The sequence below is a fragment of the Pseudomonas halotolerans genome (assembly GCF_039581215.1).
GTDB classification, from domain to species: Bacteria; Pseudomonadota; Gammaproteobacteria; order Pseudomonadales; family Pseudomonadaceae; genus Aquipseudomonas; species Aquipseudomonas tehranensis.
Genome location: NZ_JBCNTJ010000004.1, coordinates 250,383 through 271,028 on the forward strand (window position 1 = coordinate 250,383; position 20,646 = coordinate 271,028).

Consider the following 20,646-nt stretch of genomic DNA (forward strand, 5'->3'; position numbering starts at 1 on the left):
CCTCTACAAAATGGACTGGGCAGGCTTACTTGATCTCTGCCGCATAAATATCTGGCTTGAAGCCAATCAGGGTTCGGTCACCGAGATCGAGCACCGGGCGCTTGATCATCGAGGGTTGGGCGAGCATCAGTTCGATGGCTTTCGTCTGGTCGAGATCGGCTTTGCGTTCGTCGTCGAGTTTGCGAAAGGTCGTACCGGCACGGTTCAACACCACTTGCCAGCCATGCTCGTTGCACCATTGGGTCAGGTGTTCACGGTCAATGCCGGCGGTTTTGTAATCGTGAAAGTCATAGTTGACAGCGTGTTCATCGAGCCAGGTGCGCGCCTTTTTCATCGTGTCACAGGCTTTGATGCCGAAAAGGTGTAAGTGTTTGTTTTCATTGGGCATAAGTGCTCCCCCAAAACGTCCCTGGTATCGTCCTGACAATCAGCCGACGATTATGCCACGTCGTTCCTTTCAGTGCCTTGACTGTCGCGACGGATCGGACGAGGCGGAACCGATAGGAAAGAGGTGGCCACACAGCACAGGAAAACCCAGCACTTTTGCGCACAAGAGACCCGCCCATGGATTCCATCTCCCTGACACCGCCCCGTCCACTGACGAATCAAACTGAAGAAACACTCCCGCCCCATTCAACGACATCGACCACCGGGACCGCTGCATCCGTCCCGATCGGCCCCGTCACGGCTGAACAGGATCTGGCAAATCGCACGGGTGCAATCAAAGCCCAGCTCACCCGGGTATTCGAGCCGCATATAAACGGTGCCAATCGCCAGGCCTTCGAAGCACTGATCGATGATCGTTCGCGTACCTTGGCCAATGACGGGGAAACCACGCAAAGCGTCGATGCCGTGCTGACCAAAGGCTCGCGGCTGGATCGCGCGTCCCATGACACTGTTGGATTCCTTCGTTCGGTTCCCTTCGGCGCGGCGTCCATTGCGCTGGACTTCGCCCCGGCGGTGACCGGCAATGGCTCGATTACCGCTCCGTTGGCGCTGTCGGCGATTGCCGGCCTGGTCAGCAGCGCCGCCGACACGGTCGGCAATGGCCTGATCAAGCGCGCCACCAGCGACACCCAGTGGCTGGTGGCCGAAAATGCCGATCTGGAGCCGGTCATGCAGGAGGCGGCCAAAACGGTGAAGCCGAGCCTGACGACCCAGGCTGCCGAGGGCAGCATGACCTTCCAGACCTTCACGGCTCGAAACGTTTTGCGGACCGTCGTCCAACCCGTGGTGACCAAGACGGTCGATGCTCAAACGGGCAGCAAGGTCGATTCCGTGATAGCCGCGATTGGCTCCCCGCTTTCAGGCATGGCGGCCTATGACCTGCAGCATTCCATTGATAAATCCAAGCACCGGGTCGGTCCGGAGTACCTGTTGGGGCGGCAAGACTGGCATCAGCGTTTCAAAGACCTCAAGGACTATGGAGTAGGGGGCGCCGCCCTCGGGATCGCGAAGCGGGTCGGCAGCTTGCCCCTGGACATCGTACGTGATGGCAGCAAATCGCTGCAGGCGCTGGTTACTCCCACGGGACTGGTCAGTGGCCTCGGTGCATTGGCCGGTGGTATCACCGCGATTGGCATGGCCCAGACGGCCGCGGTCAACGCCGCCAGGCAGGCCGGCATTTCTCCCGCAGGCGTCGCGGCGGTGGGCAAGGCCACCGTCACCGCCACCATGGCCCCGGTGGTCGCCGCCTGGGTGACAACGGGGGTGTTGACCCAACCGCTGGCGGACAAAGCCTCGGCGGCGCTGGACAGGCTTACTGGCCCTGCCGGGCATCTGGATGAGCAGCAAGGGCTGTTGCCGCTGGTCGAGATGCCTGAGGCTGAACCGGTCCAAGGCGAGGGGAGCGATGGCGACAGATTCGTCTCGGCGCGCTCAAACCTCAATGCCGCCGAGCGAATGGTGTAGCTTCGAATCAGTCACGGTCGTTCCAGGCAATGCAAGGGCCTGGAACGACCGGGGCCTGTTTTTTCTCCCATGCTGGAGATAAAAGGTGTTTATCCAATAGCCGGACGGCGTCGGCTGGCGCAGCTGCGTGGCGCTGCCGCCGGGGTGCGACCAATGTGCAACGGCAGCGGCACGGTCGGAGGGGCTAATATGGCACTTCAACGGCAAGCTGTTGCCGGATGTGTGTCGCTGTAAATGGAAACTCGTTATGCAAAGCGCTTATACCGTGCTGATCCTGTTGACACTGGTGGGTGTTTCGCGGCTGATCGGACGGTTGGTCCCGCTGCCGTTGCCCTTGGTGCAGATCGGCGCAGGGGCGTTGCTGGCCTGGCCCTCCCTGGGGTTGCATGTAACGCTCAACCCGGAGTTGTTTCTGTTTTTGTTCCTGCCGCCTCTGCTGTTCTCCGACGGCTGGCGCATGCCCAAGCGCGAATTCTGGCGCCTGCGCGGGCCGATCCTGACGCTGGCGGTGGGGCTGGTGCTGTTTACGGTAGTGGGCGCCGGTTATTTTATTCATTGGCTGCTGCCGAGCATCCCGCTGCCGGTGGCGTTTGCCCTGGCGGCGGTGCTGTCGCCGACCGACGCGGTGGCAGTGTCGGCGATTGCCCGTGATCGGCTGCCTGGGCCCCTGATGCATATGCTCCAGGGTGAAGCTTTGATGAACGACGCCTCGGGCCTGGTGACGTTCAAATTTGCCTTGGCGGCGGCTATCACCGGCGTGTTTTCCCTCGCTAACGCCAGTCTGGCCTTCGTGCTGGTGGCAATCGGTGGTCTGCTGGTCGGCGTGGCCTTGAGCTGGCTGGTGGGGCGTTTGCGCGCCTGGATGGTCGCCCGGGGCTGGGACGACCCGGCGACCCATGTGGTGTTCATGTTGCTGTTGCCTTTCGCCGCGTATGTGCTGGCCGAACGATTGGGTGCATCAGGCATTCTCTCGGCGGTGGCGGCCGGGATGATGCAGAGCTGGCTTGATCTGCTGCCGCGTCAGACGGGCACGCGGTTGCTCAATCGCAGTGTCTGGTCATTGCTGGAGTTTGCCTTCAACGGCTTGATCTTCCTGCTGCTGGGCTTGCAATTACCGGATATCGTCAAGGCGGTGACCAGCCACGAAACCACGTTGTGGCCGACGCTGTTCTACCGCTGCCTGGACGTGGTGGCGATTTTCCTGGTGTTGCTGGTGCTGCGGTTTGTCTGGGTGCAAAGCATCTGGCGTTTGTCTGGGTGGTTGCGCCGTTGGCGTGGCAAGGGCGAGCTGACGCTCGTACCGACTGCGCGCTCCGGCTGGTTGCTGACCTTCGGCGGGGTGCGCGGTGCGGTGACGCTGGCGGGGGTGCTGTCGGTGCCGATGCTGTTGGCGGCGGGTGAGCCGTTTCCCGAGCGAGACTTGCTGATCTTCATCGCCGCCGGGGTCATTCTGCTGTCGTTGATTGCGGCCTGCATCGCCCTGCCTCTGCTGCTACGGGGCATCGAGAAGAGCCCCGACGACAAACGTCGCAACGAAGTGCGCGAAGCCTGGCGCAAAACCGCTGAAGCGGCGATCCATGCACTGGAAGTGGAAGAACCGACCGAGGCGGGCAGTACCCCGGATGCAGCCCAGGCGGCGCTGGCGGCCGAGGTCAAGGCCCGGTTGATGTCTGAGTATCGTCATCAGCTCGATGTGTTCAACGACTCCGCCGAGGCCCAGGCGTTGGCGTTCGAAATGGACCTGCTGGAGCGCCGGCTGCGCCTGAAGGCTTTTCGGGCGCAGCGCCTGGAGTTGTATCGCCTTAGTCGTCATCACCAGATTGGCGATGATGTGCTGCGTGAGGTGCTGGGGGAGTTGGATCTGGCGGAGGCGAATTTGGGGTTGGGTAAATAGAAGCCATTGCGCAAAGCTACTTGTGGCGAGGGAGCTTGCTCCCGCTGGGGCGCGAAGCGGCCCTAACACCGGGCAGCGCAGCATGTCAGACAGATCGAGTTGACTTGTTTGGGGCCGCTGCGCAGCCCAGCGGGAGCAAGCTCCCTCGCCACGGGGATGGTGGTCTGACAGACGCACCGAAGTTTCCGACAAGTTTTTAAGGTTGTCCGTCGGAAGCGGGGGCTCTAGCCTCTGGGTGTCGCTGCCAATTCAGCGACCGGACGTGAGAATCCGAACATCCTCTAGCAGCACTGGCTTCTGCACAATCCAAGTGCAGGGCTTACATCTTCAGCTCTAGGGAGCAAGCAATTCGATGAACAAAGAACCCCAAAATCCACCAAAACCTGCCTCTACTTTCCCTTATGGCGATTACGCCCCCGAAAAGCTGCAAGAGGCTGCAGACCGTGCGCTGGATCATTACCTCAAGCCTGACACCAGCGAGTCAGAACCCAAGCCCTCGATACAGTTGTTCACCGTGTCGGACAGCGTTGATACCGAAGCCTTGCTAGCCAATCTCAGCGAAACCCTGGCTTCGGCCAATGCGATGCTCAATGACCTTGCCTTCGATCAGGACGGCTCGCGACGACATGTAGCATTGGGAGTGGCCCAGATGATTGAGTTGGGGATGTTGTTGGCGAACAAGTGCCTGGATCGGGTAGAGCTTCGGGTTTGATGCAGTAAACAACGGCCTCATCGCGAGCAAGCTTTGCTCCCACAGAATCCGGTATCGATCACAGGTTGTGTGAGCCACACAAGTCCACTGTGGGAGCAAAGCTTGCTCGCGATAAATCGAAAGGCAAACACAAAAATTCCGGCAGAACACTGGACCTGTGGCGAGGGGATTTATCCCCGCTGGGCTGCGAAGCAGCCCCAAAGCAGTCCACTCACAATCTGCCTGAGACACCGAGGCGCCAGATTTTAGGGCTGCTTCGCAGCCCAGCGGGGATAAATCCCCTCGCCACAACAGCGGTCCGCTTCAGTCCGATATAACCATCAACCCCGACGCTGGATAAACGCGCGAATCCGCTCCGCCGCTTCCACGCATTCGGCCAATGGCGCGACCAGGGCCATGCGCACGCGCCCGGCGCCTGGGTTGACGCCAGCCACATCGCGGGACAGGTAGGAGCCCGGCACCACGGTGACGTGTTCCTGTTCGAACAGGTCCCGGCAGAATGCTGCGTCATCGCCGGCCACATTCGGCCACAGATAGAAGCTACCATCGGGACGTTGCACGTCCAGCACCGGGCTGAGGATCTCCAGCACGGCGTCGAACTTCTCCCGGTACAGCGCACGGTTGGCCCGTACATGCTCTTCGTCGTTCCACGCGGCGATGCTTGCCAGTTGGGTCTGAACCGGCATCGCGCAGCCGTGGTAGGTGCGATACAGCAAGAAGCCCTTGAGGATGTCCGCATCGCCGGCCACGAAGCCGGAGCGCAGGCCTGGCAGGTTGGAGCGTTTGGACAGGCTGTGGAACACCACGCAGCGCTGGAAATCCTGGCGGCCGAGCTCGACGCAGGCGCTGAGCAGGCCTGGCGGCGGGGTCTGTTCGTCGAAGTACAGTTCGCTGTAGCACTCGTCCGCGGCGATGACGAAGTCGTGCTCGTCGGCCAGGGCGATGAGTTTCTTCAGGACATCCACCGGAATCAGCGCGCCGGTCGGGTTGCCAGGCGAGCACAGGAACAGGATCTGGCAGCGTTTCCAGATGTCCGGCGAGACGGCATCGAAGTCCGGGTTGAAGCCGTTTTCGTCCAGGCAGGGCAGGTAATGCGGCTTGGCCCCGGCCAGGAACGCGGCGCCTTCATAGATCTGATAGAACGGATTCGGGCTGACCACCAGCGCATCGTCGCCACGGTTGACCACGGTCTGGGTGAAGGCAAACAGCGCTTCGCGGGTGCCATTGACCGGCAGCACGTGGCGCGCCGGGTCGAGCCAGCCGTTCGGCACGTTGAAGCGTCGTTCGCACCAGCCCGCGATCGCTTCACGCAACTCCGGGATACCGAGGGTGGTCGGGTACACGGCCATTTTTTCCAGATTACTGGCCAGGGCGTCGGCTACAAAGCTGGGCGAGCGATGCTTGGGCTCACCGATGGACAGGGCAATTGGCCGCTTGTCCGGGTTTGGCGTGACACTGCCCAGCAGGGCGCGGAGCTTTTCGAACGGGTAGGGCTGGAGCTGGTTCAGAGCGTTGTTCATCGAGGGCCTCGTCAATGTGGGCGCGGTCCTTGTGGGAGCGAGCTTGCTCGCGATAGCGGCGGAACATCCAGCATTGATGCTGCTGACACACCGCCATCGCGAGCAAGCTCGCTCCCACAGGAAGTTCGTTGATTCAGATATTGATACGTGTCAGATGAGTATCAGGTTCCTGGTTGACGCTCAGTTGCTGGACAATCGCGTCCTGCAAGCGGCTGCACAACTGCGGATCGGACAGCGGCTGGTTATGCGCGTCGGTGATGAAGAACACGTCTTCCACCCGCTCGCCCAGGGTGGCGATCTTGGCGTTCTGCAGCGACAGGTCGAACTCCAGGAAGATATGCCCGACCCGTGCCAGCAGACCCGGGCGGTCAGGGGCGCTGAGCTCCAGTACCGTGACCTGGCGCTGGGCGTCGTTGTGGATCGTCACCTGGGGCGCAAACGCAAAATGCTTGAGCTGGCGCGGGACCCGGCGCTGGATGATGGTCGGGTAATCCGCCGGGTTGCGCAGGGCCTCGGTGAGACCGTCGCGGATCTGTTTGACCCGCGCCGGGTTGTCGCCAATCGAATCGCCATCGGTGTCGAGCACAATGTAGGTGTCGAGGGTGAACTGGCTGCTGGACGTAATGACCCGGGCGTCGTGAATGTTGAGGTTGAGCTGGTCCATCGCCGCCACGGTCACGGCGAAGAAGTCGTGCTGGTCCGGGGCGTAGATGAAAATCTGCGTGCCGCCCTCGAACTCGCGCTGGGTGGTTTCCTTGATCAGCACCAACGGCCCGCCATCGGCCGGTTGCTGCAAAATCGCGTCACTGTGCCAGGCGACGTCGCCGGCAGTGTGGCGCAGGAAATAGTCATCGCCCAACTGCGACCAGAGCTGCTCGACGTCGTCCGGATCGGTGCCGCCGCGCACCAGGATGTCCAGGGCGGCAGTTTGGGTGCGACGGATCTGCTCTTCGCGGTCCACCGGGTTTTCCAGGCCGCGGCGCAAGGCACGCTTGGTCTCGGTGTAAAGCTGGCGCAACAGGCTGGCGCGCCAGGAATTCCACAGGCTCGGGTTGGTGGCGTTGATATCGGCCACGGTCAGCACATAGAGGTAGTCCAGCCGTGTTTCATCGCCGACGGTCTGGGCGAAGTCGTGGATCACCTGCGGGTCGGACAGGTCCTTGCGCTGGGCGGTGGTCGACATCACCAGGTGGTTCTGCACCAGCCAGACGATCAACCGGCTGTCCCACAGGGGCAATTGATGGCGCTGGCAGAATGCCTCGGCATCCACCGCGCCAATCTCGGAGTGGTCGCCCTGACGACCCTTGCCGATGTCGTGGTACAGCCCGGCCATGTAGATCAGCTCGGGTTTGGGCAGCTTGCCCATGAGCTTGCTGGCCAGCGGGAATTTCTCCGACACCTGGGTGTATTGCAACTTACGCAGGTGCTTGATCAGATTCAGCGTGTGGGCATCGACCGTATAGATGTGGAAGAGGTCGTGCTGCATTTGACCGACGATGAAGCCGAACTCCGGCAGGTAGCGCCCCAGAATGCCGTAGCGGTTCATCCGCCGCAGGTTGCGATGCACCCCGATCCTGCACTTGAACAGCTCGATGAACAGGCTGGTGTTACGAATGTCGTGGCGGAAATCGTCATCGATCAGGTGACGGTTTTCCCGCAGCAGGCGAATCGTGTCGGCTCGTACGCCCTTGATTTCCGGCTGCTGGGCCATGAGCACGAAGATCTCGAGCATGGCAAAAGGTGTGCGGCGGAACACATTGGCGTTGCGCGCTTCGATGTAGCCGTCATGCAGTTGGAACCGGGAGTTGATCGGCTGAGGCGGTTCTTCGTCCTCGGGGGCGAGGATGACTTCCTCGAAGTGCTGGATGATCAGTTCGCTGAGCTGGGCAATGCTCATCACTACCCGATAGTACTGCTGCATGAAGTTTTCGATGGACTGCTTGGCATCCTGGCCCTCGAAGCCCAGCAAGCCCGCGATGGAGCGCTGGTGATCGAACAGCAAGCGGTCTTCGGAGCGCCCGGCAAGCATGTGCAAGGCGTAGCGCACTTTCCACAGGAATTCCTGGGACGAGGCCAGCAGGGCGTTTTCACTTTCCACCAGAAAGCCTTCGCCCGCCAGGGCTCGCAGGTTCAGCGTGCCGTACTGCCGGCGGGCAACCCACAGGATCGTCTGGATGTCCCGCAATCCGCCAGGGGAGCCTTTGACGTTGGGTTCCAGGTTGTATTCGGTGTCGTTGTACTTGTGGTGGCGGGCCTTCTGCTCGGCGTGCTTGGCCAGGAAAAAGTCCTTGCTGGGCCACATGTGCGCCGTGCTGGTGACCTCGAGCATGCGCTGGCGCAGGCGCTCAGGGCCGGCGATGGTGCGGCTTTCCATCAGGTTGGTGATCACCGTCAGGTCGGCGCGGGCCTCGTCGGCGCATTCCTGCACCGAGCGCACGCTTTGACCGACTTCCAGGCCGATGTCCCACAACAGCGTCAGGAAACGCTCGATGGAATCGCGGAAAACTTCATGGTCGGCGCTGTCCAGCAGGATCAGCAAATCGATGTCGGAATAGGGATGCAGCTCGCCGCGCCCGTAGCCACCCACCGCCACCAGGGCAATGTCGGCATCTTCGCTCCAGTTGAACTGCTCCCAGGCCTTTTGCAGGATGTTATCGACGAACCAGGCGCGGTCTTCGATCAGCCGGCGAATATCCCGGCCACTGCGAAAGCGCTGGTCGAGCACTTCGTGAGCCTGGCGGATCGCCTTCTTGAAGGCCGATATGGGGCTTGCCTTCAGGGCCAGTTCAGCCTGGAACTGGCCGCGGTCGAAGAGTTCGGGATCCACCTGCGGCATCGAATGGCTTTCCTTTCTTTCTATCTATAGCTGGGTTCTATAGCTGGGTTGTGGATCAGGCGGAAACGCGAGCGATGGTGTCATCGCTGCGCAGGGTAAAGATCTCGTACCCGGTTTCGGTCACCAGCAGGGTATGTTCCCACTGGGCCGACAGCTTGCGGTCCTTGGTGATGGCGGTCCAGCCGTCGCCCAGCACCTTGGTGTCGGCGCGGCCCTGGTTGATCATGGGCTCAATGGTGAAGGTCATGCCCGCTTGCAGCTCCATGCCGGTGCCGGCACGGCCATAGTGCAGGATCTGCGGTTCTTCATGGAACACTTTGCCGATACCGTGGCCGCAGAATTCGCGCACCACCGAAAAACCGTTCTTCTGCGCGTGTTTCTGGATCACTTCGCCGATGTCCCCCAGGCGGCAGCCCGGTTTCACCAGTTCAATGGCCATGTACATGCATTCCTGGGTGACTTTCGACAGGCGCTGGGCCCATTCCGGCACGTTGCCGACATGGAACATGCGACTGGTGTCGCCGTGGTAACCGTCCTTGATGACGGTGACGTCGATGTTCAGGGTGTCGCCATCCTTCAACGGCTTTTCGTTGGGGATGCCGTGGCAGACCACGTGGTTGATCGAGGTGCAGATCGACTTGGGGAAGCCTTTATAGTTGAGCGGGGCAGGGATGGCTTTCTGCTCGTTGACAATATAGTCGTGGCAGATCCGGTCCAGCTCTTCGGTGGTAACGCCCGGCTTGACGTGTTCGGCAATCATTTCCAGCACGTCGGCGGCGAGTTTGCCGGCGACACGCATTTTTGCGATGTCCTCGGGGGTCTTGAGGGTGACGGTCATACAGGCTCTCTCTGCGCCCGGCGGCGCTGTTCAAAACGAAATAGGCGGCGGATGATGATCCGGGCGGCCCTGAAAAACGCAATTCTAACAGACGATCAGTGCAATGAGCTCTTCAGCCTGGAACTCTGTGGTGAGGGGATTTATCCCCGTTGGGCTGCGCAGCAGCCCCAAATCAGGCGGCATGGTGTATCAAGTCGATTGAATCGCCTGGTATGGGGCCGCTACGCGCCCCAGCGGGGATAAATCCCCTCGCCACAAGAGGTTTTCAGAATCCGTGTTCCGTTTTCGCCCTTGCTGTGGTATAAAATGCGCCGCTTTCCGGGGATGACCCCGCAAGCTTAAATCCACACACGTGTCGACACGATGACCTGGGTGCCTTCGGCTTATATAGGCCGCTGGTTGGTCATTGGGATACGTGGAGGCCAAACCCGACTTATCAAGGAACTATCATGTCCCAAGTCAACATGCGCGATATGCTGAAGGCCGGTGTGCACTTCGGTCACCAGACCCGTTACTGGAACCCGAAAATGGGTAAGTACATTTTCGGCGCGCGTAACAAGATCCACATCATCAACCTTGAAAAAACCCTGCCAATGTTCAACGAAGCTCTGACCTTCGTAGAGCGCCTGGCCCAGGGCAAAAACAAGATTCTGTTCGTCGGCACCAAGCGTTCCGCTGGCAAGATCGTTGCTGAAGAAGCAGCACGTTGCGGTTCGCCGTACGTCGATCACCGCTGGTTGGGCGGCATGCTGACCAACTTCAAGACCATTCGCGCTTCCATCAAGCGTCTGCGTGACCTTGAAGTCCAGTCCGAAGACGGTACTTTCGCCAAGCTGACCAAGAAAGAAGCGCTGATGCGCACTCGCGATCTTGAGAAGCTGGACCGCTCCCTGGGCGGTATCAAGGACATGGGCGGTCTGCCTGACGCGCTGTTCGTGATCGACGTTGACCACGAGCGCATCGCGATCACCGAAGCCAACAAGCTGGGTATCCCGGTCATCGGCGTTGTCGATACCAACAGCAGCCCGGAAGGCGTTGACTACATCATCCCAGGCAACGATGACGCCATTCGCGCCATCCAGCTGTACATGGGTTCGATGGCTGACGCTGTTATCCGTGGTCGCAACAACGTTAATGGCGGCACCGAAGTCTTCGCTGAAGAAGCTCCGGCAGCAGCCGCTGAGTAATTGACGCCCTGGCGTTGACTCAGTAAGCAAAAAGGGGGCTTGGCCCCCTTTTTGCCACCTCGGAAACCATTTGTAGGCAGCGCAGCTACAGCATCTGTAACGTGCAGCGGCTAACAAGGGTGGTTCGGGAAGAATTGCACGCCCGTTCAATCGGGTGGAATGGTTGAAAACCTATCCAAGAGGATTTTGAAATGGCAGAGATTACTGCAGCGTTGGTCAAAGAACTGCGCGAGCGTACCGGCGAAGGCATGATGGACTGCAAGAAAGCCTTGACCAAGGCTGGCGGCGACATCGAGAAAGCCATTGATGACATGCGTGCTTCGGGCGCCATCAAGGCTGCCAAGAAAGCCGGCAACGTTGCCGCTGAAGGCGCCATCGCCATCAAGGACGACGGCAAGGCCGCCGTTCTGCTGGAAGTCAACTCCCAGACCGACTTCCTGGCTCTGCAGGATGACTTCAAGGCATTCGTCGCTGCCAGCGTCGAAAAAGCTTTCGCTGACAAACTGACCGACGCAGCCCCGCTGATCGAGTCCCAGGAAGAAGCGCGCCTGGTCCTGGTTGGCAAGACCGGCGAGAACGTCAACATCCGTCGCCTGGTTCGCGTTGAAGGTGACGTGGTCGGTACCTACCTGCACGGCAACAAGATCGGTGTTGCGGTTGTCCTGAAGGGCGGCGATACCGAGCTGGCGAAAGACATTGCCATGCACGTGGCTGCAACCAACCCTGAGTTCCTGCTGCCTTCGGACGTTTCCGCTGAAGCGATCGAGCGCGAGAAGGGTGTTTTCCTGCAGCTGAACGAAGAGAAGCTCAAAGGCAAGCCTGCTGACATCGCAGAAAAAATGGTCAGCGGCCGTATCTCCAAGTTCCTGGCCGAAGCCAGCCTGGTTGAGCAGGCCTTCGTCAAGAACCCGGAAATCAAGGTCGGCGACCTGGCGAAGAAGGCGGGTGCTGAAATCGTTTCGTTCACCTACTTCAAAGTAGGCGAAGGCATCGAGAAGCCGGTCGACAACTTCGCTGAAGAAGTTGCTGCTCAGGTAGCGGCTGCTTCCAAGCAATAAGACGGTTTTTTTAACTGTCGCCCAGAAGAGGCTGCCCGCTTAACGCGCGCAGCCTCTTTTTGGATGGGGATGCCGATTTTTATTGGTTTCCTGTCGGAACTGGCTTACAAAGCCGTGTTTCGATGGCGCTGTGTCAGCGTCAAGCTAGAGTGAACGCAGGCTGCAAACAGCCTGAAAGAATTTTCGAAAATACGCCGCAGGAGAGATTCGCAATGGCTCAGCAGGGCAGTGGTTATCAGGCTCGCTATAAACGCATTCTACTCAAGCTTAGCGGCGAGGCCCTGATGGGCTCGGAAGAGTTCGGGATCGATCCGAAAGTGCTGGATCGCATGGCGCTGGAAGTCGGCCAGTTGGTCGGGATCGGCGTTCAGGTCGGCCTGGTCATCGGCGGCGGCAACCTGTTCCGCGGCGCTGCGCTGAGCGCGGCCGGCATGGATCGGGTGACGGGCGACCACATGGGCATGCTGGCCACTGTGATGAACGCCCTGGCTATGCGCGACGCGCTGGAGCGTGCCAATATCTCGGCCATCGTCATGTCGGCCATCTCCATGGTCGGCGTGACCGATCACTACGACCGCCGCAAAGCCATGCGCCACCTCAACGCCAAGGAAGTGGTGATTTTTGCCGCCGGTACCGGTAATCCGTTCTTTACCACGGATTCGGCCGCCTGCCTGCGAGCGATCGAGATCGATGCCGATGTCGTGCTCAAGGCAACCAAGGTCGATGGCGTCTATACCGCTGACCCGTTCAAAGATCCGCATGCCGAGAAGTTCGATCATCTGACCTACGATGAAGTACTGGATCGCAAGCTGGGTGTCATGGACCTCACGGCTATCTGCCTGTGCCGCGACCACAAGATGCCGCTGCGCGTCTTTAACATGAACAAGCCCGGCGCCCTGCTGAATATCGTGCATGGCGGCGCCGAAGGAACCCTGATCGAGGAAGTACAACAATGATCAACGAAATCAAGAAAGACGCTCAAGAGCGCATGCAGAAGTCCGTGGAATCGCTGGCGCACAACTTCGGTCGCATTCGTACCGGCCAGGCGCACCCAAGTATTCTCGAAGGCGTGATGGTGCCGTACTACGGTGCTGATACGCCGATCAAGCAAGTGGCCAACATCACCGTCAAGGATGCCCGGACCCTGCAAGTCGTTGCCTTTGAGCGCAACATGCTGGGCGCGGTCGACAAGGCCATCGGCAGTGCCGGCCTGAACCTGAACCCGACCAACCTGGGTGAGCTGCTGCTGATTTCCATGCCGGCCCTGACCGAGGAAACCCGTAGGGGGTTCACCAAGCAGGCCCGTGATGTGGCTGAAGACGCCCGCGTCGCCGTGCGTAACATCCGTCGCGATGCCAACAGCCAGCTCAAGGATCTGGTCAAGGAAAAGGAAATCAGCGAAGACGAAGAGCGTCGCGCCGCTGGCGAAATTGATGATCTGACCAAGAAGTTCGTGGCTAAGATCGATGCGGATTTGGCGCAGAAAGAAAAAGACCTGATGGCCGTATAAGGGTCTCGTTTTCATGGAAAAGACCAAGCAGGCCGTGCCGTTTGCGATTCCGCGTCACGTGGCGATCATCATGGATGGCAATAATCGCTGGGCCAAGAAGCGCTTCATGCCTGGCGTCGCCGGGCATAAGGCTGGGGTCGATGCAGTTCGCGCGGTCATCGAGGTATGTGCCGAGGCCGGGGTCGAGGTGCTGACCCTGTTCGCCTTCTCCAGCGAGAACTGGCAGCGTCCGGCCGATGAAGTCAGCGCCTTGATGGATCTGTTCCTCAAGGCTCTGCGGCGTGAGGCCAAGCGTCTCAACGACAACAGTATCAGCCTGCGCATCATTGGCGACCGCTCGCGCTTTCATCCCGAGTTGCAGGCCGCGATGCGCGAAGCCGAGGCTGCCACGGCAGGTGCCAATCGGTTCGTCCTGCAAATCGCCGCCAATTATGGCGGCCAGTGGGACATCGCCCAGGCAGCCCAGCGGCTGGCTCGGGAGGTCCAGGCCGGTCATCTGCAGCCGGAAGACATCACGCCTGAGCTGCTGCAGACCTGTCTGGCCACGGGTGACTTGCCGTTGCCGGACCTGTGCATCCGTACCGGTGGCGAGCATCGCATCAGCAACTTCCTGCTCTGGCAGCTGGCTTACGCCGAGCTGTACTTCTCCGACCTGTTCTGGCCGGACTTCAAACACGAAGCCATGCGCACGGCGCTGGCCGATTTCGCTTCCCGTCAGCGTCGTTTCGGTAAAACGAGCGAACAGATCGAAGCTGGAGCCCGGGTTTAATGCTTAAACAACGAATCATCACCGCCCTGATCCTGTTGCCCATCGCCCTGGGTGGATTTTTCCTGCTTAAAGGTGCCAGTTTCGCGCTGTTCATCGGGTTGGTCGTGACCTTGGGGGCGTGGGAGTGGGCGCGTCTGGCAGGTTTTCCTGCGCAATCTGCGCGGGTGGCCTACGCCGTGGCCGTCGCGGCGATGCTGTTCGTCATGTACCTGGTGCAGGGGCTCGCGCCTTGGGTGCTGGGAGCATCGGTGTTGTGGTGGGCCACGGCGACCTTCCTGGTGTTGACCTATCCGCAGACCACGCATCATTGGGCAGGCGCTGCGGCGAAGCTGCTGATTGGCCTGCTTATCCTGCTGCCGGCTTGGCAAGGGCTGATCTGGATCAAGCAAGGCCCGTTGGGCAACTGGCAGATCATGGCCGTGATGGTGTTGGTCTGGGGGGCGGATGTCGGTGCCTATTTCTCCGGACGAGCGTTTGGCAAGCGCAAGCTGGCCCCCAAGGTCAGTCCTGGCAAGAGCTGGGAAGGGGTCTATGGAGGCCTGGCCTTGAGCCTGGTGATCACAGCGGTGGTTGGCGTCGTGCGGGAGTGGAGTGCCGGGCAGTTGCTGATGGGCCTGTTGGGTGCCGCCCTCATCGTGTTTGTATCGGTGGTCGGCGACCTGACCGAAAGCATGTTCAAGCGTCAGTCCGGCATCAAGGACAGCAGTAATCTGCTGCCCGGCCATGGTGGCGTGCTGGATCGCATCGACAGCCTGACGGCTGCGATTCCGATCTTTGCCGTGTTGCTGTGGATGGCGGCATCGTGAGTCGCCCTCAACACATTACCGTCCTGGGGGCTACCGGTTCGATCGGTCTGAGTACACTTGATGTCATCGGTCGCCACCCGGAGCGCTATCAGGTATTTGCCCTCAGTGGTTTTACTCGCTTGAGTGAGCTGCTGGCGCTGTGCATACGCCACACCCCGCGTTTTGCCGTGGTGCCTGAGGCTGGCCTTGCCCGAGCCTTGCAGGACGACTTGCGTGCGGCAGGCTTGCCTACCCGTGTGCTGGTGGGGGAGGAGGGGCTCTGTCAGGTGGCCTCCGATCCTGAAGTCGACGCGGTGATGGCCGCGATTGTCGGCGCGGCGGGCTTGCGTCCGACGCTGGCGGCGGTGGAGGCAGGCAAGAAGATCCTGCTGGCCAATAAAGAAGCACTGGTCATGTCCGGCGCGCTGTTCATGCAGGCGGTGCGCAAAAGCGGTTCGGTGCTGCTGCCTATCGACAGCGAGCACAATGCGATTTTTCAATGCATGCCGCAGGACTTTTCCCGCGGTCTGGGTGCGGTGGGGGTCCGGCGAATTTTACTGACGGCTTCCGGCGGCCCATTCCGGCAGACCCCGCTGGAAGAATTGATGCACGTTTCACCGGAGCAGGCCTGTGCTCACCCGAACTGGTCCATGGGTCGCAAGATTTCCGTGGATTCGGCCAGCATGATGAACAAAGGGCTGGAGCTGATCGAGGCCTGCTGGTTGTTCGATGCCAGGCCGTCCCAGGTGGAAGTGGTGATTCACCCGCAGAGCGTGATTCACTCCCTGGTGGACTACATAGACGGTTCGGTGCTGGCCCAGTTGGGTAACCCGGACATGCGTACGCCGATCGCCAATGCACTGGCCTGGCCTGCGCGGATTGATTCGGGCGTGGCACCGCTGGACCTGTTCGCCATCGCCCGCCTGGATTTCCAGGCGCCCGACGAGCAGCGCTTTCCATGCCTGCGTCTGGCGCGACAGGCAGCCGAGGCAGGCAACAGTGCTCCGGCCATGCTTAATGCCGCCAATGAAGTGGCGGTTGCAGCGTTTCTCGACGGACGTGTCCGTTACCTCGAGATCGCGAGTATCATCGAGGAGGTCTTGAACCTCGAGGCTGTGGTTTCGCTCGATGACCTCGATGCAGTATTCACGGCGGACGCCAGGGCTCGTGAGCTGGCGGGTCAATGGTTGAAGCGCCACGGGCGTTGAGGCTGCGGTACGTTAGCCAGGGTTGTCCTGGGCAGGATTGCGGAGAAAACAGATGAGCGCGCTCTATATGATTGTCGGCACCCTGGTTGCCTTAGGGGTGTTGGTCACTTTTCACGAATTCGGTCATTTCTGGGTCGCGCGTCGCTGTGGCGTCAAGGTTCTGCGTTTTTCCGTCGGTTTCGGCATGCCGCTGTTGCGCTGGCATGACAAAAAGGGCACCGAATTTGTTGTGGCAGCCATCCCACTGGGCGGCTACGTAAAAATGCTCGACGAGCGTGAAGGTGAAGTGCCCGCCGATCAGCTCGACCAATCCTTCAATCGCAAGACCGTCCGTCAGCGCATAGCCATCGTGGCGGCCGGGCCGATTGCCAACTTCTTGCTGGCCATGGTTTTTTTCTGGGCCCTGGCCATGTTGGGCAGCGAACAGGTGCGGCCGGTCATCGGCGCGGTCGAGGCCGGCAGCATAGCTGCACGGGCGGGTCTGGGCGCGGGCGAGGAAATCGTCGCCATCGACGGTGAGCCCACCTCGGGCTGGGCGGCCGTGAATCTGCAATTGGTGCGGCGTCTGGGCGAGAGTGGCTCGTTGCAGTTGATGGTGCGTGAGCAAGGTTCGACAACGCAGTCGCCTCGCGAGCTGGTGCTGGATAACTGGCTCAAGGGTGCCGACGAGCCGGATCCGATCCGTTCCCTGGGTATCCGACCTTGGCGACCTGCGTTGCCGCCGGTGCTGGCCGAGCTTGATCCGAAAGGCCCGGCCCAGGCAGCAGGCCTGAAGACCGGTGATCGGCTGCTGGCGCTCGATGGCCTGCCGGTCAGCGATTGGCAGCAGGTGGTCGATTCGGTTCGTGTACGTCCTGATAGCAAAATTGTGCTGCGCGTCGAACGCGAGGGTGCGCCAATCGACGTCCCGGTCACCCTGGGCGCCCGTGGCGAGAGCAAGGCGCCGACCGGTTATCTGGGGGCTGGCGTCAAGGCCGTCGACTGGCCGCCGGAGATGGTCCGTGAGGTCAGTTTCGGCCCTGTGGCGGCGATTGGCGAGGGCGCGCGTCGTACCTGGACCATGAGCATCCTGACCCTCGATTCGCTCAAGAAAATGTTGTTCGGCGAGCTCTCGGTAAAAAACTTGAGTGGACCGATAACCATTGCTAAAGTGGCGGGCGCTTCTGCCCAGTCGGGCGTCGCTGATTTCCTGAATTTCCTTGCTTATCTGAGCATTAGCCTGGGGGTTCTGAATTTGCTGCCCATTCCGGTACTGGATGGGGGGCATCTGCTGTTTTATCTGATCGAGTGGGCGCGTGGTCGTCCCTTGTCGGATAGGGTGCAAGGTTGGGGGATACAGATCGGTATCAGCTTGGTGGTCGGGGTGATGTTGCTTGCCTTGGTCAACGATCTGGGTCGTCTGTAATGCTTCGCTGAATTGCGAATCTGCCGCATTTTGCGGCAGTTTGTTTATTGCCAGTTGGAATAAGAAAGGACTTCATGAAACGTCTGCTGCTAACTGCGGTTCTCACCGTATTGATGATCGCCGAAGTTCACGCCGAGTCCTTCACTATCTCTGATATTCGCGTCAATGGCCTCCAGCGGGTCTCCGCGGGTAGTGTCTTTGGTGCCTTGCCGTTAAACGTCGGCGAGCAGGCGGATGATCGGCGCCTGGTGGAGTCCACTCGTGCGCTGTTCAAAACCGGCTTCTTTCAAGATATCCAACTGGGTCGTGATGGCAATGTACTGGTCATCACGGTAGTCGAGCGGCCATCGGTCGCCAGTATCGAGATCGAAGGCAACAAGGCGATCTCCACTGAAGACCTGATGAAGGGCCTCAAACAATCGGGCCTGGCCGAAGGCGAGATCTTCCAGCGCGCCACCCTTGAAGGTGTTCGTAACGAGTTGCAACGCCAGTACGTTGCCCAGGGCCGTTACTCGGCCACCGTCGACACCGAAGTGGTACCGCAGCCGCGCAACCGCGTGGCCCTTAAGGTCAACATCAATGAAGGCACCGTTGCGGCCATCCAGCACATCAACGTGGTGGGCAACACTGTTTTCCCTGATGAAGACCTGATTGACCTGTTCGAGCTCAAGACCACCAACTGGCTGTCGTTCTTCAAGAACGATGACAAGTACGCCCGCGAAAAACTCTCCGGTGACCTGGAGCGTCTGCGTTCCTACTACCTGGACCGCGGCTATATCAACATGGACATCGCTTCGACCCAGGTGTCCATCACCCCGGACAAGAAGCACGTCTACATCACCGTCAACGTCAATGAAGGCGACAAGTACACCGTTCGTGACGTCAAGCTCAGCGGCGACCTGAAGGTCCCTGAAGACCAGGTCACGTCGTTGCTGCTGGTGCAGAAGGGCCAGGTGTTCTCGCGCAAGCTGATGACCACCACCTCCGAACTGATCACCCGTCGCCTGGGTAACGAGGGTTACACCTTCGCCAACGTCAACGGCGTGCCGCAACCGCACGATGAAGACCATACCGTCGACATCACCTTCGCCGTGGATCCGGGCAAGCGTGCCTACGTCAACCGCATCAACTTCCGTGGCAACACCAAGTCTGAGGACGAGGTGCTGCGCCGTGAAATGCGCCAGATGGAAGGTGGCTGGGCGTCGACCTACCTGATCGACCAGTCCAAGACCCGTTTGGAGCGCCTGGGCTTCTTCAAGGAAGTCAACGTCGAGACGCCGGCAGTACCGGGCGTCGATGACCAGGTCGATGTGAACTACAGCGTCGAAGAGCAGGCGTCCGGCTCGATCACCGCCAGCGTCGGTTTTGCCCAGAGCGCCGGCCTGATCCTCGGCGGTTCGATCACCCAGAACAACTTCCTGGGGACCGGTAACCGGGTCAGCGTTGGCTTGACCCGTAGCGAATACCAGACCCGTTACAACTTCGGTTTCGTTGACCCCTACTGGACTGCTGACGGTGTGAGTCTGGGCTACAACGCCTTCTATCGCACCACTGACTATGATGAGCTCGATGCTGACCTGACCAGCTATGCGGTCGACAGCATGGGTATCGGCGCGAACGTCGGTTATCCGATCAGCGAGACCTCGCGTCTGACCTTTGGTCTGACCGCCCAGGCGGACAAGATCAATACCGGCCTCTATACCGTTGACGAGATCTTCGACTTCGTAAACAAGGAAGGCGACAACTACCTGAACTTCAAGGCGTCCGCCGGCTGGTCCGAGTCGACCCTGAACAAAGGCGTGCTGGCGACCCGCGGCCACTCCCAGAGCCTGGTACTGGAAGCCACCACCCCTGGCAGCGACCTGTCGTTCTTCAAACTCGACTACCGTGGCCAGTTGTTCCAGCCCCTGACCGACAACTACACCATGCGCTTGCATACCGAGCTGGGTTACGGTGACGGTTACGGTTCGACTGAAGGCCTGCCGTTCTACGAGAACTACTATGCCGGTGGTTTCAACTCGGTGCGTGGCTTCAAGGACAGCACTCTCGGCCCTCGCAGTACCCCAAGTCTTGGCGTAGATCGGACGGGGAACGCAGGTACAGCTCGTGACCCGGACCAGGATCCACTGCCATTTGGTGGTAACGTTCTGATCCAGGGCGGTGTCGAGCTTCTGTTCCCGATGCCGTTCGTCAAGGACCAACGTTCCCTGCGTACCTCGGTATTCTGGGATGTGGGTAACGTATTCGATTCCAAGTGCGAGACCACCACCAACACCAACGGCAGCAAGTCCAACACTCAGTGCAACGACATCGGCCTGAGCAACCTGGCCAGTTCCGTGGGCGTGGGTGTGACCTGGGTCACCGCGCTGGGTCCTTTGAGCTTCGCCCTGGCGATGCCGATCAAGAAACCGGATGACGCTGAAACCCAAGTGTTCCAATTCTCCCTCGGCCAGACGTTCTAAGCGTCTGACCCAAGATAACGACAATGGATTTTGTAGGAGTACATCGTGCGTAAGTTGACTCAATTGGTTCTCCTGGCGACCTTGATGGTCGCAGGTCCGGCTTTTGCCGACATGAAGATCGCCGTACTGAACTATCAGATGGCACTGTTGGAATCCGACGCGGCGAAGAAGTATGCCGTGGATGCCGAGAAGAAGTTCGGTCCACAGCTGACAAAGCTCAAAGGCCTGGAGAGCAGCGCCAAGGGTATCCAGGATCGCCTGGTCTCCGGTGGCGACAAAATGGCCCAGGGCGAGCGTGAGCGTCTGGAACTCGAGTTCAAGCAAAAGGCCCGTGACTTCCAGTTCCAGTCCAAGGAACTGAACGAAGCGAAAGCCGTTGCCGACCGCGAGATGCTCAAGCAGCTCAAGCCAAAGCTCGACAGGGCAGTGGAAGAAGTCATCAAGAAAGGTGGTTTTGACCTGGTGTTCGAGCGTGGCGCAGTGATTGATGTCAAACCTCAGTACGACATCACGCGCCAGGTTATCGAGCGCATGAATCAGCTGAAGTAATC

The 20,646-nt window shown here is 60.1% G+C and carries 17 protein-coding genes; 13 read left to right on the plus strand and 4 right to left on the minus strand.

The annotated features are described in order from the left end of the window. Window positions 1-25 precede the first annotated feature (25 nt). Window positions 26-388, minus strand: coding sequence for an ArsC family reductase (locus AAIS01_RS07910; RefSeq protein WP_343468523.1), 363 nt, complete (start codon window positions 386-388; stop codon window positions 26-28). A 176-nt stretch (window positions 389-564) separates the two neighbouring features. Here AAIS01_RS07910 and AAIS01_RS07915 point away from each other — a divergent pair, with 176 nt between their 5' ends. The 3 genes from AAIS01_RS07915 to AAIS01_RS07925 all read left to right on the plus strand — a co-directional run bounded on the left by AAIS01_RS07915 (window position 565) and on the right by AAIS01_RS07925 (window position 4,517). Then, window positions 565-1,911, plus strand: coding sequence for a type III effector protein RopAA (locus AAIS01_RS07915; protein ID WP_343468524.1), 1,347 nt, complete (start codon window positions 565-567; stop codon window positions 1,909-1,911). Window positions 1,912-2,158: 247 nt separating this feature from the next. Then, on the plus strand, window positions 2,159-3,805 hold the full coding sequence (locus AAIS01_RS07920) for a Na+/H+ antiporter (protein WP_343468525.1): 1,647 nt from the start codon (window positions 2,159-2,161) through the stop codon (window positions 3,803-3,805). Between the two features lie 352 nt (window positions 3,806-4,157). Continuing rightward, window positions 4,158-4,517 (plus strand): DUF6124 family protein, encoded by a 360-nt coding sequence (locus tag AAIS01_RS07925; RefSeq protein ID WP_343468526.1) that lies wholly within the window; start codon window positions 4,158-4,160, stop codon window positions 4,515-4,517. Window positions 4,518-4,837: 320 nt separating this feature from the next. Here the strand turns inward: AAIS01_RS07925 and dapC are convergent, their stop codons facing one another. From dapC to map, 3 genes are all read right to left on the minus strand, one after another. Beyond that, window positions 4,838-6,037, minus strand: a complete 1,200-nt coding sequence (dapC, locus tag AAIS01_RS07930; protein WP_343468527.1) for a succinyldiaminopimelate transaminase — start codon at window positions 6,035-6,037, stop codon at window positions 4,838-4,840. Between the two features lie 133 nt (window positions 6,038-6,170). Then, window positions 6,171-8,873, minus strand: a complete 2,703-nt coding sequence (locus tag AAIS01_RS07935; protein WP_343468528.1) for a [protein-PII] uridylyltransferase — start codon at window positions 8,871-8,873, stop codon at window positions 6,171-6,173. Window positions 8,874-8,928: 55 nt separating this feature from the next. Beyond that, on the minus strand, window positions 8,929-9,711 hold the full coding sequence (gene map / locus AAIS01_RS07940; protein ID WP_047227560.1) for a type I methionyl aminopeptidase: 783 nt from the start codon (window positions 9,709-9,711) through the stop codon (window positions 8,929-8,931). Window positions 9,712-10,160: 449 nt separating this feature from the next. On the opposite strand from map, the gene rpsB reads away from it, so the two are divergent. From rpsB to AAIS01_RS07990, 10 genes are all read left to right on the plus strand, one after another. Continuing rightward, window positions 10,161-10,898 (plus strand): 30S ribosomal protein S2, encoded by a 738-nt coding sequence (gene rpsB, locus AAIS01_RS07945; RefSeq protein WP_003198231.1) that lies wholly within the window; start codon window positions 10,161-10,163, stop codon window positions 10,896-10,898. 191 nt (window positions 10,899-11,089) lie between these two features. Continuing rightward, window positions 11,090-11,956: a translation elongation factor Ts gene (gene tsf / locus AAIS01_RS07950; RefSeq protein WP_214915599.1), complete on the plus strand. Its 867-nt coding sequence runs from the start codon at window positions 11,090-11,092 to the stop codon at window positions 11,954-11,956. A 212-nt stretch (window positions 11,957-12,168) separates the two neighbouring features. Further along, on the plus strand, window positions 12,169-12,912 hold the full coding sequence (pyrH, locus tag AAIS01_RS07955) for a UMP kinase (RefSeq protein ID WP_024779012.1): 744 nt from the start codon (window positions 12,169-12,171) through the stop codon (window positions 12,910-12,912). Continuing rightward, window positions 12,909-13,466 (plus strand): ribosome recycling factor, encoded by a 558-nt coding sequence (gene frr / locus AAIS01_RS07960; protein ID WP_343468529.1) that lies wholly within the window; start codon window positions 12,909-12,911, stop codon window positions 13,464-13,466. The genes pyrH and frr overlap by 4 nt, the downstream gene beginning before the upstream one ends. A gap of 13 nt (window positions 13,467-13,479) precedes the next feature. Further along, the gene (gene uppS, locus AAIS01_RS07965) at window positions 13,480-14,235 is read left to right on the plus strand and encodes a polyprenyl diphosphate synthase (protein WP_343468530.1); all 756 of its coding nucleotides are present in this window, start codon (window positions 13,480-13,482) and stop codon (window positions 14,233-14,235) included. Further along, window positions 14,235-15,041 carry a phosphatidate cytidylyltransferase gene (locus AAIS01_RS07970; protein ID WP_343468531.1) on the plus strand — a complete coding sequence of 269 codons (807 nt, stop codon included), beginning with the start codon at window positions 14,235-14,237 and terminating at the stop codon, window positions 15,039-15,041. The genes uppS and AAIS01_RS07970 overlap by 1 nt, the downstream gene beginning before the upstream one ends. Then, window positions 15,038-16,228, plus strand: coding sequence for a 1-deoxy-D-xylulose-5-phosphate reductoisomerase (ispC, locus tag AAIS01_RS07975; RefSeq protein WP_343468532.1), 1,191 nt, complete (start codon window positions 15,038-15,040; stop codon window positions 16,226-16,228). Before AAIS01_RS07970 ends, ispC begins: the two co-directional genes overlap by 4 nt. A gap of 52 nt (window positions 16,229-16,280) precedes the next feature. Continuing rightward, the gene (gene rseP, locus AAIS01_RS07980; RefSeq protein ID WP_343468533.1) at window positions 16,281-17,633 is read left to right on the plus strand and encodes an RIP metalloprotease RseP; all 1,353 of its coding nucleotides are present in this window, start codon (window positions 16,281-16,283) and stop codon (window positions 17,631-17,633) included. A gap of 74 nt (window positions 17,634-17,707) precedes the next feature. After that, a complete protein-coding gene (gene bamA / locus AAIS01_RS07985; RefSeq protein WP_343468534.1) occupies window positions 17,708-20,095 on the plus strand; it encodes an outer membrane protein assembly factor BamA in 2,388 nt (795 codons plus the stop codon). Between the two features lie 45 nt (window positions 20,096-20,140). Further along, window positions 20,141-20,644: an OmpH/Skp family outer membrane protein gene (locus tag AAIS01_RS07990; RefSeq protein ID WP_092401204.1), complete on the plus strand. Its 504-nt coding sequence runs from the start codon at window positions 20,141-20,143 to the stop codon at window positions 20,642-20,644. Window positions 20,645-20,646: the final 2 nt, after the last annotated feature.